13 protein-coding genes and 2 tRNA genes are annotated in these 15,204 nt (G+C 59.8%); 8 read left to right on the top strand and 7 right to left on the bottom strand.

Annotation, left to right across the window (positions count from 1 at the left end; genetic code table 11):
- Positions 1 to 61: 61 nt before the first annotated feature.
- From fabF to aceE, 5 genes are all read right to left on the bottom strand, one after another.
- On the bottom strand, positions 62 to 1,309 hold the full coding sequence (gene fabF / locus AUR04nite_RS01865) for a beta-ketoacyl-ACP synthase II (RefSeq protein ID WP_141361342.1): 1,248 nt from the start codon (positions 1,307 to 1,309) through the stop codon (positions 62 to 64).
- A 129-nt stretch (positions 1,310 to 1,438) separates the two neighbouring features.
- Positions 1,439 to 1,684: an acyl carrier protein gene (locus AUR04nite_RS01860; RefSeq protein ID WP_131088094.1), complete on the bottom strand. Its 246-nt coding sequence runs from the start codon at positions 1,682 to 1,684 to the stop codon at positions 1,439 to 1,441.
- 195 nt (positions 1,685 to 1,879) lie between these two features.
- Positions 1,880 to 2,803, bottom strand: a complete 924-nt coding sequence (locus AUR04nite_RS01855) for an ACP S-malonyltransferase (protein WP_141361340.1) — start codon at positions 2,801 to 2,803, stop codon at positions 1,880 to 1,882.
- 166 nt (positions 2,804 to 2,969) lie between these two features.
- Complete coding sequence (locus AUR04nite_RS01850) at positions 2,970 to 4,178, bottom strand: PucR family transcriptional regulator (protein WP_141361338.1); 1,209 nt, start codon at positions 4,176 to 4,178, stop codon at positions 2,970 to 2,972.
- 162 nt (positions 4,179 to 4,340) lie between these two features.
- Entirely contained in the window at positions 4,341 to 7,085 is a 2,745-nt protein-coding gene (aceE, locus tag AUR04nite_RS01845; RefSeq protein ID WP_141361336.1) for a pyruvate dehydrogenase (acetyl-transferring), homodimeric type, read from the bottom strand.
- A 364-nt stretch (positions 7,086 to 7,449) separates the two neighbouring features.
- Here aceE and AUR04nite_RS01840 point away from each other — a divergent pair, with 364 nt between their 5' ends.
- The 6 genes from AUR04nite_RS01840 (at position 7,450) to argE (ending at position 11,574) form a co-directional block, all read left to right on the top strand.
- Positions 7,450 to 7,866 (top strand): DUF3052 domain-containing protein, encoded by a 417-nt coding sequence (locus AUR04nite_RS01840; protein ID WP_141361335.1) that lies wholly within the window; start codon positions 7,450 to 7,452, stop codon positions 7,864 to 7,866.
- Complete coding sequence (locus tag AUR04nite_RS01835; protein WP_141361334.1) at positions 7,866 to 8,327, top strand: redoxin domain-containing protein; 462 nt, start codon at positions 7,866 to 7,868, stop codon at positions 8,325 to 8,327. The genes AUR04nite_RS01840 and AUR04nite_RS01835 overlap by 1 nt, the downstream gene beginning before the upstream one ends.
- An 82-nt stretch (positions 8,328 to 8,409) precedes the next feature.
- Positions 8,410 to 8,485 (top strand) — tRNA-Val (locus AUR04nite_RS01830).
- A 223-nt stretch (positions 8,486 to 8,708) separates the two neighbouring features.
- On the top strand, positions 8,709 to 9,773 hold the full coding sequence (locus AUR04nite_RS01825; RefSeq protein WP_170184038.1) for an AI-2E family transporter: 1,065 nt from the start codon (positions 8,709 to 8,711) through the stop codon (positions 9,771 to 9,773).
- Positions 9,774 to 9,889: 116 nt separating this feature from the next.
- Positions 9,890 to 9,965, top strand: a tRNA-Val gene (locus AUR04nite_RS01820).
- 439 nt (positions 9,966 to 10,404) lie between these two features.
- On the top strand, positions 10,405 to 11,574 hold the full coding sequence (gene argE, locus AUR04nite_RS01815; protein ID WP_246055265.1) for an acetylornithine deacetylase: 1,170 nt from the start codon (positions 10,405 to 10,407) through the stop codon (positions 11,572 to 11,574).
- 87 nt (positions 11,575 to 11,661) lie between these two features.
- Here the strand turns inward: argE and trhA are convergent, their stop codons facing one another.
- Together trhA and AUR04nite_RS01805 are read right to left on the bottom strand one after the other, a co-directional pair.
- Positions 11,662 to 12,357 (bottom strand): PAQR family membrane homeostasis protein TrhA, encoded by a 696-nt coding sequence (gene trhA / locus AUR04nite_RS01810; protein WP_141361332.1) that lies wholly within the window; start codon positions 12,355 to 12,357, stop codon positions 11,662 to 11,664.
- 185 nt (positions 12,358 to 12,542) lie between these two features.
- Positions 12,543 to 12,803, bottom strand: a complete 261-nt coding sequence (locus tag AUR04nite_RS01805; protein ID WP_141361330.1) for a GlsB/YeaQ/YmgE family stress response membrane protein — start codon at positions 12,801 to 12,803, stop codon at positions 12,543 to 12,545.
- 317 nt (positions 12,804 to 13,120) lie between these two features.
- Here AUR04nite_RS01805 and AUR04nite_RS01800 point away from each other — a divergent pair, with 317 nt between their 5' ends.
- Both AUR04nite_RS01800 and AUR04nite_RS01795 read left to right on the top strand, forming a co-directional pair.
- Positions 13,121 to 13,639: a gluconokinase gene (locus AUR04nite_RS01800; RefSeq protein ID WP_141361328.1), complete on the top strand. Its 519-nt coding sequence runs from the start codon at positions 13,121 to 13,123 to the stop codon at positions 13,637 to 13,639.
- Positions 13,640 to 13,679: 40 nt separating this feature from the next.
- Complete coding sequence (locus tag AUR04nite_RS01795) at positions 13,680 to 15,101, top strand: GntP family permease (protein WP_141361326.1); 1,422 nt, start codon at positions 13,680 to 13,682, stop codon at positions 15,099 to 15,101.
- Positions 15,102 to 15,204 lie beyond the last annotated feature (103 nt).

Below are 15,204 nucleotides of genomic sequence, written 5' to 3'. Positions count from 1 at the left end.
GCCGGATCTACCATGTAGATCCGGCCCGCGGCATTTAGTGGGCGGTGCCCCCAGAACCGATTTAGATGCTGCGGATAGCAACGACGGCGTTGTGGCCGCCGAAGCCGAAGGAGTTGTTCAGAGCAACAATGGTGCCTTCAGCCGGCAATTCGGCTGGCTTGCCGGTGACGACCTTCAGCGGAATCTCCGGATCCTGGTTGTCCAGGTTGATGGTGACCGGTGCCTTGCGGTTGTAGATGGCCAGGGTGGTCAACACCGACTCGACGGCACCGGAAGCGCCCAGAAGGTGGCCCATCTGCGACTTGGTGGCAGATACCCACACGTTGTCCAGCTGGTCGCCCAGGGCAGCCTTCAGCGCGGTGTACTCCGGCTTGTCTCCGACCGGGGTGGAGGTGGCATGGGCGTTGACGTGGACGACGTCCTCTGGCTGAATGCGGCCGTCGAACATCGCTGCCTTGAGCGCGCGAGTGGCACCCAGGCCCTCAGGGTCTGGAGCGGTGATGTGGTAGGCGTCGGAGGTCACAGAGGTGCCTGCCAGTTCGGCGTAGATGCGTGCTCCGCGGGCCTGTGCATGTTCCTCGGACTCAAGCACCAGCGCGCCAGCGCCTTCACCCATGACGAAGCCGTCGCGGTCCACATCGTATGGACGCGAGGCGCGGGCTGGGTCGTCATTGCGCTTGGACAGCGCATGCATCGACGCGAACGCGGCCAGCGGCATCGGGTGGATAGCAGCCTCGGCGCCGCCGACCACGACCACATCTGCCTTGCCTGCACGGATCAGCTCCATGCCGACATGCATGGCCTCGGTGCCCGAAGCGCAGGCGGACACGGGGGTGTGCGCGCCGCCAGCGGCGCCCAGGTCCAGCGAAACGGCAGCAGCTGGGCCGTTTGGCATCAGCATCGGCACCGTCATCGGCAGCACGCGGCGCGGGCCCTTTTCCTTCAAGGTGTCCCAGGCGTTGAGCAGGGTCCAGACGCCGCCGATGCCGGTAGCGAAGGCTACCGAGAGCTTGTTGCGGTCGATCTCGTCCTTGTTCAGACCCGAATCCGCCCAAGCCTCGCGGGCGGCGACAACGGCGAACTGTGTCGACGGATCCATGCGTTTGGTTTCCGGACGGGAGAGCACCTCGGCAGGCTGCACTGAAGCGCGGGCGGCGAAGGTCACCGGCAGGTCGTACTCTTTGACCCAGTCGTCTTCCAATGGTGCGGCGCCTGAAACGCCTTTGAGGGCGTTTTCCCACAGGGTGGGGACGTCTCCGCCGATCGGGGTGGTGGCTCCGAGACCGGTGATCACTACTTTGCGCGCCATCATCAAACTCTCTACTGGGTGATTGAAACACTTGCTAAAAATTATGGGGCCGGCTTAACGTACCGGCCGATGTGCGCGGCTTGCCCGCACAACGGATGCCTGCGGAGAAATGCCGCAGGCGATGCCAAACTAGGCCTGTGCGCCGGCGATGAAGCTGACAGCGTCGCCAACGGTCTTCAGGTTCTTGACTTCCTCGTCCGGAATCTTCACGTCGAACTTCTCTTCAGCCTCGACGACGATGGTCATCATCGAGATCGAATCGATGTCCAGGTCCTCGGTGAAGGACTTGTCCAGCTGCACGTCTGCTTCGTCCAGGCCGGTCTCGGAGTTAACGATTTCGGCGAGGCCTGCCAGGATTTCTTCGTTGCTAGCCATGGATGGCTCCTTTTCTTGTGGTGCCGGAGGACTCCGGTCATTTTCTGGATCTGCGTGCCACGTGTGTGGAGCACGATCCGCCTGATCGAAACTCTATCCGCGCGCCCCGTGGAGCTGCAGGCAAAGTTTCACCGCTTAAAGCTTAGGCTAGGTGGCCCTCACCGTTGGCGTGGTGACGCGTCAAGCGGGAAAAATTTAGTTGGCGCTGTGCTCGGCGATGAATTCGCGGGCCGCGTCAAGGTCTGCAGGGCTCTTCAGGGCCAGGGTCTTGGTGCCCTTCAGCCCGCGGCGGGCCAGGCCCACCAGCGTGCCGGCAGGAGCCAGCTCCAGGATGCCGGTGACGCCCTGCGCCGCCAGGGTCTCCATGCACAGGTCCCAGCGGACTGGGCGCGAAACCTGGGCAACCAGCGAAGCAAGGTTCGCGGCGCCGCCGGCGACAACCTGTCCATCGAAGTTGGAGAGCAGGGTGTGGGCAGGATCAGCCGGGGATAGGGTGTCTGCCAGTTCCTGCAGCACGCCCACGGCCGGGGCCATGTGTTCGGTGTGGAATGCGCCGGCGACCTTCAGCGGGATGACGCGGGCCTTGGCCGGCGGGTTCTCGCCCAGCGCCGCCAGCTGCTCCAGGGTGCCGGCGGCAACGGTTTGTCCGCCGCCGTTGGCGTTGGCCGGGGTCAGGCCCAGTTCGGCCAGGCGGTCGAAGACCTCCTGCGGGTCGCCGCCCAGAACGGCGGACATGCCGGTGGGGGCGGCCGCCGCGGCGTCGGCCATGGCGTTGGCGCGCACGCGGACGAAGTTCATTGCATCGTCTTCGCTCAGTGCGCCGGCCAATGCCGAGGCGGTGATTTCGCCGACGGAGTGGCCGGCGAAAACGGCGTTGTCCGGGAGCTGCGCGCCGAACAGCGCCTTGGCGGTGATCAGGCCAGCGGCGACGATTAGCGGCTGGGCGACGGCGGTGTCCTTGATGGTTTCTTCATCGCTGGTGGTGCCGTGTTCGATCAGGTCGCGTCCGGTGATCTCGCTCAGGGCCGCCAGGTGCTCGCGCACACCGTCGACATTGAGCCATTCAGCAAGAAAACCTGGGGTCTGGGAGCCCTGTCCTGGGCATACGATTGCTAACACTCTTCCAGCTTTCCAAAAATTGCCGTTTCATGGCGCGCGCTCAGGCACCAAGCTCATGGCTAGGGTTTGTAGGTTTCCTACAAAAGCCTAGCGTATGCGGGAGCTAAAAACCCATGTAACCGGCCGGTAGCCTTGATCTGGAACTGTGTGGAACCACTAAAAACCGCTAGCTGTTGGACTCGGCTAATCGTCCGATCACCAACGCGCTTTGCAGTACGAATGCGTCCCGAGCCACCAGAGGATCCCATCCGGTGACTTCCGAAACCCGCTTGAGCCGGTAGCGCACCGTATTGGCGTGCACGAACAGTTCTCGGGCGGTGCCTTCCAGCGAGTGGCCCAGCGCCAGGTAGCTGGTCAGAGTTTCCAGCAGCCCGTTGGACGCCTGCTGCAGCGGCTGGAAGATCTCGGCCAGGAGGTCCTGGCGGGCCAGAGGATCGCCGTTGAAGGCGCGTTCGGGCCAGAGGTCGTCGGCGCCCACCGGATTCGGAGCCTGCGGCCAGGCGCGGGCCGCGGCGAAGCCGGCGATGGCCGCCTGAGCCGCCAGATGCATGTCCTTGACGGTGGGGGCCAGCGGCGAGTAGACCAGCGGGCCGGGGCCGAAGAAGCGGGTGAGGCGCCCCAGGTCCGCCTCCTCGAACTTGGTGTCCGAGAGCATCAGCACCGAGCGTTCGCCCAGCACGGAAACCAACGAGTCCCGTGAGTAGCGGGTGGCCAGCCGGCGCAGCGCGGAGATGAAGCTGGCGGAATTCGACGGGGGAGTGGTGCCCACCAGGATGCGGATGTTGCTCTGGGACTTCCAGCCGATGGCAGCCAGCCGGGAGGACAGCGAATCGTGCCCTTCGCCGTGCAGCACCGCATCGACCACATGTGCTTCGAGCCGGGAGTCCCAAGCGCCGCGGGTTTCGGCGGCGCGGGCGTAGACGTCGGCGGCGGCGAAGGCCACCTCGCGGGAGTAGCGCAGCACCGCTTCGCGCAGGGCGGCCTGTTCAGCTTCCGGGGCGATGTCCGGGACCTGTGATTCGACGACTTCCACGATGGTGCGCAGCAGCCCCAGCGCCTTTTGCAGGGAGATGGAGCGGGTCAGCTCGGTGGGAGCGGCGCCGAACATGTCGGTGACCACCCAGGACGGGGTGGAAGAGGGGTCTTCGTACCAGGTGACGAAGGTGGAGATGCCCTTCTGGGCAACCAGGCCCAGGGCGGCGCGCTCATTGGGCTCCAGAGAGCGGTACCAGGGCAGCTGCTGGTCCAGGTATTTCAGCGCGGTGGTGGAGAGCACGCCCAGGTGGCTCTTGAGCCGCTTGACGGTTTCTTCGCTCGGGGCGCTGCGGGTCAGGCGTGGCTTCTTGGCGTTTGCTGCTTCGGGTTCTGGCACCATGACTTCCAGCTTAGCCAGTTCTTAGCCCGCCGCGCGCGGCCGCCGGATAATTCCGCCTAGCCGGAGAGGGCGCTGTGCTGGATGCCGGATTAAAAGGCAACTGCCCTACCTGAAGTAAATCAGGCAGGGCAGCTGCGCTAGTGCGAGGTGAACTCCACCGGTTTAGGCGTCGCCGCCTGCGTTGCCGGAGGTGCCGGCGTTCGGGTTGTTCAGGTCGTACTTGGCATGCGCCTTGATGGCGGTGTCAGCAGCGATTTCTCCACGCTCGACCAGCGACTGCAGGGTCTGGACGACCAGCGAGTGCGCATCGATCTTGAAGAAGCGGCGGGCCGCCGAACGGGTGTCCGAGAAGCCGAAGCCGTCGGCGCCCAGGGTATGGAATTCACCCGGAACGTATGGACGGATCTGCTCAGGGACCGCACGCATGTAGTCGGTGGTGGCGATGAACGGACCGGTGGCCGAACCCAGCTTCGCGGTGACGAATGGGGTGCGGCGGGCGGCCGATGGGTTCACCAGCACCTCGTCGTCGGCGTTCTGGCCGTCGCGGGCCAGCTCGTTCCACGAGGTCACGGACCAGACGTCGGCGGAGACGCCCCACTCTTCGGCGAGGATCTTCTGCGCGTCCAGAGCCCATGGCACTGCCACGCCGGAAGCCAGCAGCTGAGCGCGCGGGCCGTCGGTGGTGGCTTCCTTGAGCAGGTAGATGCCCTTTTCGATGCCTTCGATGTCCACGTTCTCCGGCTCTGCAGGCTGCGAGATCGGCTCGTTGTACACGGTGATGTAGTACATGACGTTTGGATCTTCGTGCTTGCCGCCGTACATGCGCTCCAGGCCGGAGCGGACGATGTGGCCGATCTCGTAACCGTAGGCTGGATCGTAGGTGATCACTGCAGGGTTGGTCGAGGTCAGGATCGGGGAGTGGCCGTCAGCGTGCTGCAGGCCTTCACCGGTCAGGGTGGTACGGCCGGCGGTAGCGCCGATGATGAAGCCACGGGCCATCTGGTCGCCGGCAGCCCAGAACTGGTCGCCGGTGCGCTGGAAGCCGAACATCGAGTAGAACACGTAGATCGGAATCAGCGGTTCGTTGTGCGTGGCGTAGGAGGTGCCTGCTGCGGTGAACGCAGCGACGGCGCCTGCCTCGTTGATGCCCGGGTGGATCAGCTGGCCCTGAGGGGATTCCTTGTAGGCCAGGACCAGGTCGCGGTCCACAGACAGGTAGTTCTGGCCGCCAGGGTTGTAGATCTTGGCGGTCGGGAAGAACGCGTCCATGCCGAAGGTGCGGGACTCATCAGGAACGATCGGCACGATGCGGTGTCCGAATTCCTTGTCGCGCATCAGGTCCTTGAGCAGGCGAACGAAGGCCATGGTGGTGGCTGCCTGCTGCTTGCCCGAGCCGCGCTTGGCGATGGCGTAGGACTTTTCGCCCGGCAGGGTGATGGCGACATCGGAGTCGCGGCGGCGGCTAGGAACGGCGCCGCCCAAGGCTGCGCGGCGTTCCATCATGTACTTGTACTCGGCCGAATCTTCGGCTGGGCGGTAGTACGGAGGCAGGTATGGGTTTGCCTCAAGCTGCTCGTCGGTGATCGGGATGCGCAGGTGATCGCGGAAGCCCTTCAGGTCTTCCAGGGTCATCTTCTTCATCTGGTGGGTCGCGTTGCGAGCCTCGAAGTGCGAGCCCAGGCCGTAGCCCTTGACGGTCTTGGTCAGGATGACGGTCGGCTTGCCCTTGAACTCGGTGGCTGCCTTGTAGGCTGCGTAGACCTTGTGGTAGTCGTGGCCGCCGCGCTTCAGGTTCCAGATCTGGTCGTCGGTCAGGTCGGCAACCAGTTCCTTGGTCTCCGGACGCTGGCCGAAGAAGTGCTCGCGCACGAACGCACCGGACTCGGCCTTGTAGGTCTGGTAGTCGCCATCCGGGGTCTGGTTCATGACGTCGACCAGGGCGTTGGTCTTGTCGGCTTCGAGCAGTGCATCCCACTCGCGGCCCCAGACGACCTTGATGACGTTCCATCCGGCGCCGCGGAAGAATGCTTCCAGCTCCTGCATGATCTTGCCGTTGCCACGCACCGGGCCGTCAAGGCGCTGCAGGTTGCAGTTGATGACAAAGGTCAGGTTGTCCAGCTTTTCGTTGGCTGCCAGCTGCAGGAAGCCGCGCGACTCCGGCTCATCCATTTCGCCGTCGCCAAGGAAGGCCCAGACGTGCTGGTCCGAGGTGTCCTTGATGCCGCGGTTGTGCAGGTAGCGGTTCAGCTGTGCCTGGTAGATCGCGTTGGCCGGGCCGATGCCCATGGACACGGTTGGGAATTCCCAGAAGTCCGGCATGGAGCGTGGGTGCGGGTAGGAAGGCAATGCGTGGCCTTCCTTCGACTTCTCCTGGCGGAAGCCGTTCATGTCCTCTTCGGACAGGCGGCCTTCCAGGAAGGCGCGTGCATACATACCTGGGGAGGCGTGGCCCTGGAAGAAGACCTGGTCGCCGCCACCTGGGTGGTTCTTGCCGCGGAAGAAGTGGTTGAAGCCCACTTCGTACAGAGTTGCTGCACCTGCGTAGGTGGAGATGTGGCCGCCGACGCCGATGGATGGCTCCTGGGCGCGGTGCACCATGATTGCGGCATTCCAGCGCATGAAGGCGCGGTAGCGGCGTTCGATGACTTCGTCGCCTGGGAACTCTGGTTCCTGGTCGACGGGGATGGTGTTGACGTAGTCGGTGGTGGTCACCATCGGGACGCCAACAGACTTGGCGCCCGCGCGCTGCAGCAGCGAACGGATGATGAACTGGGCACGCTCGGTGCCCTGGGTCTCTACGAGGGAGTCAAACGAGTCCAACCATTCCTGGGTTTCCTCGGGATCCCGATCGGATAGCTGGTAAGTCAACCCACTACGGATCTGGGAGATGTGTTCCTCTACAGCCACGGAAGCTCCTTGATTGAAATTGCGGCTCCGCTGCGGCGCAAGCAGTTACCTGCCTTGCAGCGGGATGGGACATCGGGTGCGCAGTCCACGGTGTGACGTGTTCTGCTCGGTTCACTGCCTACTCTAATGAATAAATCCACCCGGAAATGACGAGATTTTTGGGCAAAATAGCATTAAACCTGTTTTATTGAGTGACTTGCACAACATTGTGCAGGAGCTATTATCTAGTTACTCCTGTCACTGGGTTGTGGCTCACGTGGCAGCGGTTATTTTTTATTCGGCGTGTTATTGCCTTAGCGCTTGAATGGAGCGACGAAACCGTGTTTCGTTGATACTAACGCTTTGCACCATCAGGAGGAATGAAGTGAGCGACGCCGTATCGGCAAATCTGGAGCCCGCCAAGAAACTGGGTTTCAAGAATGAAGACCTTATTCAGGAACTGGGTTACGACGATGACGTAGACTACGACCTTCGTGACTCGATCGAGGACCTGATTGGTTCAGAGCTGCTCACCGAAGAGGACCACGACGTAGTCGACGCAGTCGTTTTCTGGTGGCGCAATGGCGACGGTGATCTTGTCGACGCCCTTATGGATTCTCTGAACTGCCTGGACGAGGGTGGCATTGTATGGCTGTTGACCCCTAAGCAGGGGCGCGACGGGCATGTTTCGCCAGCGCTGATCCAGCAGGAAGCGCCAAGCGCTGGATTGCATGTAACAACCACAGAAGGTGTCTCCCGGGACTGGTCCGCCATTCGCCTGGCACCTCGTAAGAAGAACTAATGATTCAAGCAGGTTCACCCCTGTTCGAATTCTCGCTGGAAAATCAATACGGCGAATCGATAACCAGCTCCGACCTTTCTAGGGGTCGGGTGCTGGTTGTCTTTTATCCATGGGCTTTTTCGCGCGTATGTGGTTCTGAGCTCGCCGAACTGCAGCAGAACTACCAATACTTTGTGGATCGACAAGTTCGTTTGGCGGCGATTTCCGTTGACCACAAGTTCACTTTGCGCAACTATGCTGAACACCTTGGCATCGAGTTTGATCTGCTCGCAGACTTTTGGCCGCATGGTGAAGCTGCCCAGCTGGCTCAAGCCTTTGACGCGCAGCGGGGAGTTGCCACGCGCTTAACGCTGTATATAGTCGATGGCATCGTGCGCGAAGTGTTCAGCAGCTCCATGACTAAACCGCGCGAATTTGATGGCTACGTTCGTGCGGTCGAGGCAAGTCTGCAAGCGGAATAGGGTCGGAATTGTTGCGATTTGCATCAACCGCGAAAACTCTGTAATGTATTTCCTCGTTGGCCTTCAAAAGCCAATGTGGTTAGGGCCTTTAGCTCAGCTGGTAGAGCGTCACGTTTACACCGTGAATGTCATCGGTTCGATCCCGGTAGGGCCCACCAAAGAAAAGTCGCTTCAACCGTGTTTCACGGTCGGAGCGATTTTTTTATTCCGCGATCCGGTCTTGCTCCTGGCTTCTTTTTGCGACTGGTACTAGGTGCTAGTCTGTACCTCCCAATCGAGTGAAGCCGGCTGTAGGGTTCTCCTATGAGCAGGCATCGGTTGAATTCCCTTCCAGATCGGTCGGCGGTCCCTGAGGTGGCAAGAACTACTTCGGTTGTCGGTATGCGATTGAACAAGCCCTTTGCAACTGGATTTCTCGTCGTCGGTGGTGGGCTTGTGGCCATTGCTTTGGCGATGGTGTTTCTCTCGCTGTCCTCGGTGCTGATGTCGATTACGCCTTCATTGTTTCTTGCGCTCGGAATGATGCCAGTCATTAACCAGCTCAAGAAACGCGGCCTTTCGCACCTTGTGAGCGTGTTAGTGGTCGTTGTCCTCTTTGTGCTTGTCGTTGCCGGCCTTCTGGCAGCGGTCATTCCTGCGCTGGTGCGACAATTCAACGACCTGATCGCCGGGGTGCCCGCAGCACTCTACGCAGTGCAACAAACCGAATGGTATTCATGGATTTCGCAGCAATTCGGGATCAGCGTTACCGATCAAGCTCTCAAGTCTATTGAGAATTACGTAACAGCGGAAAACCTTATGGCGATTTCCGGCGGCATCCTCCATGTGGGTTTCGGCGTCGTCAACGGCATCTCGGCAGGTTTCCTCATTGTTGTACTGACTTTGTACTTTGTGTCGACATTGGATTCAATCAAAAGCGCGCTGGTCCGTTTGATTCCTGCCTATCGGCGCCCGGTCTTCACGTCGACGCTGGAAGACATCATCTATACAGTAGGTCGCTCGGTTGCCGGCTCTGTCACCTTGTCGGCTATCAATGCCGGCGTTGTTTTTGTCCTGTTCTTGCTTCTGGGGTCAAAAATCACAATTCTCTTGGCTATTGCAGCGTTCTTTATCTCGCTGATCCCGATGATTGGATCGGTCCTGTTCCTCTTCATTGGGACGTTCGCTGGATTGCTGATGGGCCCAAGCCAAGCAGTAGTGTTTGCGCTGTCGTATTTCATCTACATTCAGCTTGAGGCTTATCAAGTAACTCCGCGGGTTATGGGGAAGGCAGTCAATGTGCCAGGGATCCTGGTGATCATCGCCGCCATGGCGGGCGCGGCGTTGATGGGCCTGCTTGGCGCACTGCTCTCCATACCGGTGACTGCGTCCATGCTGATCATTGTGCGGAAACTGGTAGTTCCAAAAGCTGATTCCCAAACCGTTGCCCCATCCCATAACTTCTGACTGACTTGGGATATCCACGAGATGTAAGTCACTGACTTTGGATTTGTACTCAACGCAAAGCTCAAGTAAAGTTATTCTCTGTTGGCAAGGAGAACTTCTCCAAACCGGCAAGGTTAGGGCCTTTAGCTCAGCTGGTAGAGCGTCACGTTTACACCGTGAATGTCATCGGTTCGATCCCGGTAGGGCCCACCAAACTAAGATCCGCACTTGAAGTTAAGTGCGGATCTTTTCTTTTGCCGACGCTTCGATGCTAAATCGGCGTCGTTGCAAGTTCGCCGTCGTAGGCCAGGAGTGCTGAATGCGAACCGGAGTAGAATTCTCCATTTATCGCTGACTGCGGTATAAACTGGAATTGGTGAAGGCGGTGCAGATCTGCGGCTTTTGGGGAAGCCGAGTTGTAGCGCTTATGATCTGGGGTCCAGGGGGATGCGATGCCAGATCTTCAGTCGCATCGAGAACATCACCGAGGCTGGCTTCGGGGGTGTTCTCGATCTTTGTTTCCCTGCACTCCGCCTCCTCTGCTCATGATTTGAAGAAGCATTGACTGACATGGTGCAACATTGTCATGCGGAACACACTTAGTGTGACAGCATTGATAGCTAAGACCTATCCATGGATCTTAGGAGAAATAATGGCCCAGCCCACGGCATCAACCATGAAGCTCATTGGAGAACTCGTCGCCCTTGACACCACCAGCCGCGATTCAAACCTGATTCTTATCAACAAGGTTGTGGAATTGCTCGATGAGCATGGTGTGGAATCGGTTCTAATTCCGAATCCTGAGGGAACCAAGGCGAACCTTTTGGCGACGATCCCGGCCTCTGACGGAACGAGGACCGGGGGAGTAGTCCTCTCTGGTCATACTGACGTCGTGCCGGTTGACGGCCAGAGCTGGAGCAGCGAACCATTCTCTGCACAGGTTCGCGACGGAAAACTATATGGCCGAGGCACCTGCGACATGAAGGGCTACCTTGGAGTGGTCCTGGCGAAACTGCCGGAAATGCTCAAGGCTCCATTGAAGGAGCCCATCCACTTGGCCTTGTCCTACGATGAAGAAATCGGCTGCGTGGGAGCTGTATCGCTAGTGGAACGCATTGTCGCTGAGGGGTTGGCTCCCCGGGGCTGCTTCGTCGGAGAGCCAAGCAGCATGCGGGCAATTCGCGGACATAAGTCCATGAACGTGTTCAAGGTGTCCTTCCATGGCGTGGCTGCGCATTCGTCGCTGCCACGTGAAGGGCTGAATGCGATTTCCTATGCGCTGCGATTCGCATCGTTCGTCGAGAAGGTATCCGAGGAGCTGCGAACTCAGGGACCGTCGGATCCAGCGTTTATCGAACCGACGACCACGATGAACGTCAACCGAATTGACGGCGGCATTGCTGTGAATACGATTCCTTCCGAGTGCGTGGTGTTTTTCGAGTATCGCTCATTGGCAGTGGTTGACCGGAAGGCGCTGACTGAGCGGATTCGTCTTCATGCACTGGAACTTGAAGCGCAGATGAAAGCCGCAAATGCTGCCGCTTATGTTCTCTTTGAACAGCAGTCGGGCGCACCGGGACTTGAAACGGATGCGGAGGAGCCTTTCGTTCAGTTCGCTTCTGCGTGTGGTGCGATTGCCACGGATGAGAAAGTCACCTACGGCACGGAGGCGGGCTTGTTCTCCTCGGCCGGAATTCCCACTGTCGTCTGCGGTCCTGGCGACATTGCGCAGGCCCATGCTCCTGATGAATTCATCGAACTGGATCAGATCGTTGCGTGCGAACAGTTCATCGACAACCTCGTGAAGGAACTGTCCCGCTGATCCGCACGTAGCCGTGGGCGGCAGACAGAAGAAGGTGCGGACTAGATTTTTGAAATTCTGGTCCGCACCTTCTATGTATTTTTCCGGTTATCGGATGGCCACCAGCAGCACTGCAGTCCAGTGGCATAGGAAGGCAACGATGGTGCATGCATGGAACAGCTCGTGAAAACCAAAAATTTTCGGCAGGGGGTTGGGCCGTTTTGTCGCATAGAAGACGGCCCCAACGGTGTATGCCAGGCCGCCGGCCACAATGAGTATCATGACCGCCGGGTTGGCAGCCCAAAAGGCTGGAAGATACATTACTGCGCCCCAGCCGAGCAGGATGTACAGAGAGACTCCGATCCAGCGAGGAGCCCAGGGCCATAATGCCTTGACGGCGATTCCGGCGAGCGCTCCGGTCCAGATGATGCCAAGAACGATCATTGCCTGCTTCGGAGCCAAGGTCAGGGCGGCAACAGGTGTATATGTTCCAGCGATCAGCAAGAAGATGTTTGCGTGGTCGGCACGGCGGAACAGCCCCATGACTTTCTCGGTCCAATGGCCGCGGTGGTACAACGCGGAAGTCCCGAAGAGGGTGATGGAACTCAGTGCGAAGACCGCTGTCGTCCATTCTGCCAGGCGGCCTTCGGCCAAGACGATCAACAGAATCCCCATGACAATGATCAGGGGTGTTGACCATGCGTGGATGAGCCCGCGCCACCGGGTCCGCTCGGTGCCCTGGGCATCGAACTTCTTCAGTGGATGGCGCGCCCGCTTGCTGCCAGGCAGAGTCGAGGAGGTCATGTAGTTCCTTCGGTCCATCGGGGAAAGGTGCCCCAGTAAGTTGAAGCTTACGCCACGACGCTGGTTGAAGACTGTGCTTGACGATGGGGTGGGGAAAATGGCGCTGGTTCTATTGCTGACAAGGACTCGGCCTGAAACCGGCAACGAGTGCGGCTTCAGGCCGAGTCCTTGTAGCTTGTGGGTGGCTAGGCTTTCTTCTTGGTGATCAAGCCCCAGATGAACAGGACGATCAACGAACCGAGAATTGCCAGGAGCCAAGAGGATAGCGACCAAAATTCACTGATTTTGGTATGGAAAATTGCGGTGCCCACCCAGCCGCCGACCACTGCGCCAATGACGCCGAGGATCAGCGTGGCAAACCAGCCGCCGCCTTGGCGCCCAGGAAGGATCAATTTGGCGATGGCGCCGGCGATGAGTCCAAGAATGATGAATCCGAAGAAACCCATGGTCTTCCCTTCTGTCTAAGAGTCATGAGTGGCCTGGGAGGCCACTACTTTGGGAAGAATACCCCCACGGCAAGCGCTGAATCATGGGCTCTCGACAGGTTGCCAGCTACCTGTCAGAAAGCGATTGTAGATCGGTGATCCTCATGAGTTTTTACGTGCTGAAATGCCGTTGACATGGGCGGGATTTAGCAGGATGTTCGAGGTTGCCAGCTGGCCTTGACACCATGAAAAGCAGTCCTTAACCTAATAAATATGATTTTATGAACGACGGGTTATCTAAAATCAGATAACAGTGTTCATGCACAACGGAGTGACACATGACTGAACAGATTCCGCCCATTGTAGTTATGGGCGTATCGGGCAGCGGCAAGTCAACAATCGGGGACTTGCTGGCGAAGGGACTTCATCGCGAGTTTGTAGACGGCGATTCCCTACATCCACAGTCCAATAGGGACAAGATGGCTTCGGGCCACGCGCTCAATGATGAAGACCGCGCCCCGTGGTTGGAGAAGATTGGCCGCACCTTGGCCGATTCTGCCCGCCAGGGCCGCCCCATTGTTCTAGCCTGTTCAGCCCTCAAGCGTTCCTATCGCGACTTGATTCGCGCGCATGAGCCAGCTGCGCTCTTCGTGCACCTGGCCGGTGGAAAATCGCTGATCGGCGAACGCATGGCGGCGCGCAGCCACGAGTTCATGCCGCCGTCTCTGCTGACCAGCCAGCTGGCGACGCTTGAAGAGCCGGGCAGCGATGAACATGTGCTCACCGCCGATATTTCCCAGACTCCCGAGCAGATTGTTCAATCGCTCATGGATGCACTGCTGCCAAAAAGCAACTAAAACTTCCGTCACACGACGCTCGAATTGATCAAGGACGACAATGACAACTGAGCTTGTACTGAAATGGACGCTGAGTACGCCAGCGCTCCTGGGCCTCGCGGCGGCGGCAATTGCCCTGCTCCTGATGCTGATTATCCGCTTCCGGGTCCATGCATTCCTGGCGCTGGTGGGCACCAGCCTGCTGACTGCGATTGCAGCTGGCATTCCCGCCGGCTCGGTGATTACGACAATGACTTCCGGCTTTGGCAGCACGCTGGCAAGCGTGGCACTGCTGGTGGGCCTGGGCGCGATGCTCGGGCGCATGCTGGAGACCAGCGGCGGCGCGGACGTGCTGACGAACTGGCTGATTGAAAAGTTCGGGGAACACCGCGCACCGCTCGCGCTGTCAGTAGCCTCGCTGCTCTTCGGCTTCCCGATCTTCTTCGACGCCGGCCTGGTAGTGATGCTGCCGATTATCTTCACTGTTGCCCGCCGACTGGGTGGATCGCTGCTGTACTACGCAATTCCTGCGGCAACTGCATTCTCGGTGATGCACGTCTTCGTTCCTCCGCACCCGGGACCCGTGGCCGCGTCGGGCCTGCTCAACGCCAACGTCGGGCTGGTGCTGCTGCTGGGCCTGCTGGTAGCGATTCCCACCTGGTTCTTCTCCGGCCACCTTTTCGGCAAGTTCATCGGCAAGAAGTTCGACGTTGCAGTTCCCAACATTCTTGATGCCGCGCTCGGAGTGAGTTCCGATGGGCAGAAAGATCCATTCAAGTCCTCGCCGTCTGTCGGAACCGTGTTCAGCCTGCTGTTGCTTCCGCTGCTACTGATCTTCATGAACACCGGCCTGAATATGCTCGGCTCGGCCGGCGTGGTGGATCCGAAGGCCGACTGGGTGCAGTGGCTCCGCCTGCTCGGCGAAACCCCTGTGGCCTTGTTGATCACCGTCTTCTTGGCCATGATCCTGCTGGGCTTCCGCAAGGGCAAGTCCAAGACGCTGATCGAAACAGTGGTGGATTCCGCACTGGGCCCAGTGTGCTCGATTATTCTGATTACCGGCGCCGGAGGCATGTTCGGCGGTGTACTGCGCGCCAGCGGCATTGGCAAGGCGATCGCCACGTCCTTGGAGTCCGTGGGAATGCCGCTGATCATCGCCGGCTTCCTCATCGCGGCGATCGTGCGCCTGGCCCAGGGATCCGCGACCGTGGCATTGACTACGGCGGCCGCCATTGTGCAGCCTGCGGTGCTGGCCGACGCCTCGCTGAGCGCGTTCCAGGTGGCCACCATGGTGCTGGCCCTGGCGGCGGGTTCGGTCTTTGCCGGACACGTGAACGACTCGGGCTTCTGGCTGGTTTCGCGGTTCTTCCAGATGGATGTTTCCACCACGCTGCGCGTATGGACCGTCGGCCAGGCGCTGGTGTCGGTGGTCGGCTTCATCTTCGTGATGGTGCTCTACGCGGTGGCGACGATGCTCGCCTAGGCGGCTGGCGGAATGCCGCGATCCCGTCGAACGCTGGATTTTCCAGCATTCGACGGGATCGGTGTCGTTAAGCGGCGAGTTGGCCGCCTTCTGTCTATGGGTG

This window comes from Glutamicibacter uratoxydans (assembly GCF_006539925.1).
Lineage (GTDB): Bacteria > Actinomycetota > Actinomycetes > Actinomycetales > Micrococcaceae > Glutamicibacter > Glutamicibacter uratoxydans.
The sequence above is the reverse complement of the archived record's forward strand: the minus strand, read 5'-3'. Positions and strand labels throughout refer to the sequence as shown.

What these genes read in the sequence shown, in the direction of transcription:
- fabF (WP_141361342.1), bottom strand. Translation starts at nt 1,309, where the DNA reads ATGGCGCGCAAAGTAGTGATCACCGGTCTCGGAGCCACCACCCCGATC.
- AUR04nite_RS01860 (WP_131088094.1), bottom strand. Translation starts at nt 1,684, where the DNA reads ATGGCTAGCAACGAAGAAATCCTGGCAGGCCTCGCCGAAATCGTTAAC.
- AUR04nite_RS01850 (WP_141361338.1), bottom strand. Translation starts at nt 4,178, where the DNA reads ATGGTGCCAGAACCCGAAGCAGCAAACGCCAAGAAGCCACGCCTGACC.
- AUR04nite_RS01835 (WP_141361334.1), top strand. Translation starts at nt 7,866, where the DNA reads ATGATTCAAGCAGGTTCACCCCTGTTCGAATTCTCGCTGGAAAATCAA.
- AUR04nite_RS01825 (WP_170184038.1), top strand. Translation starts at nt 8,709, where the DNA reads ATGCGATTGAACAAGCCCTTTGCAACTGGATTTCTCGTCGTCGGTGGT.
- argE (WP_246055265.1), top strand. Translation starts at nt 10,405, where the DNA reads ATGGCCCAGCCCACGGCATCAACCATGAAGCTCATTGGAGAACTCGTC.
- trhA (WP_141361332.1), bottom strand. Translation starts at nt 12,357, where the DNA reads ATGACCTCCTCGACTCTGCCTGGCAGCAAGCGGGCGCGCCATCCACTG.
- AUR04nite_RS01805 (WP_141361330.1), bottom strand. Translation starts at nt 12,803, where the DNA reads ATGGGTTTCTTCGGATTCATCATTCTTGGACTCATCGCCGGCGCCATC.
- AUR04nite_RS01800 (WP_141361328.1), top strand. Translation starts at nt 13,121, where the DNA reads ATGACTGAACAGATTCCGCCCATTGTAGTTATGGGCGTATCGGGCAGC.
- AUR04nite_RS01795 (WP_141361326.1), top strand. Translation starts at nt 13,680, where the DNA reads ATGACAACTGAGCTTGTACTGAAATGGACGCTGAGTACGCCAGCGCTC.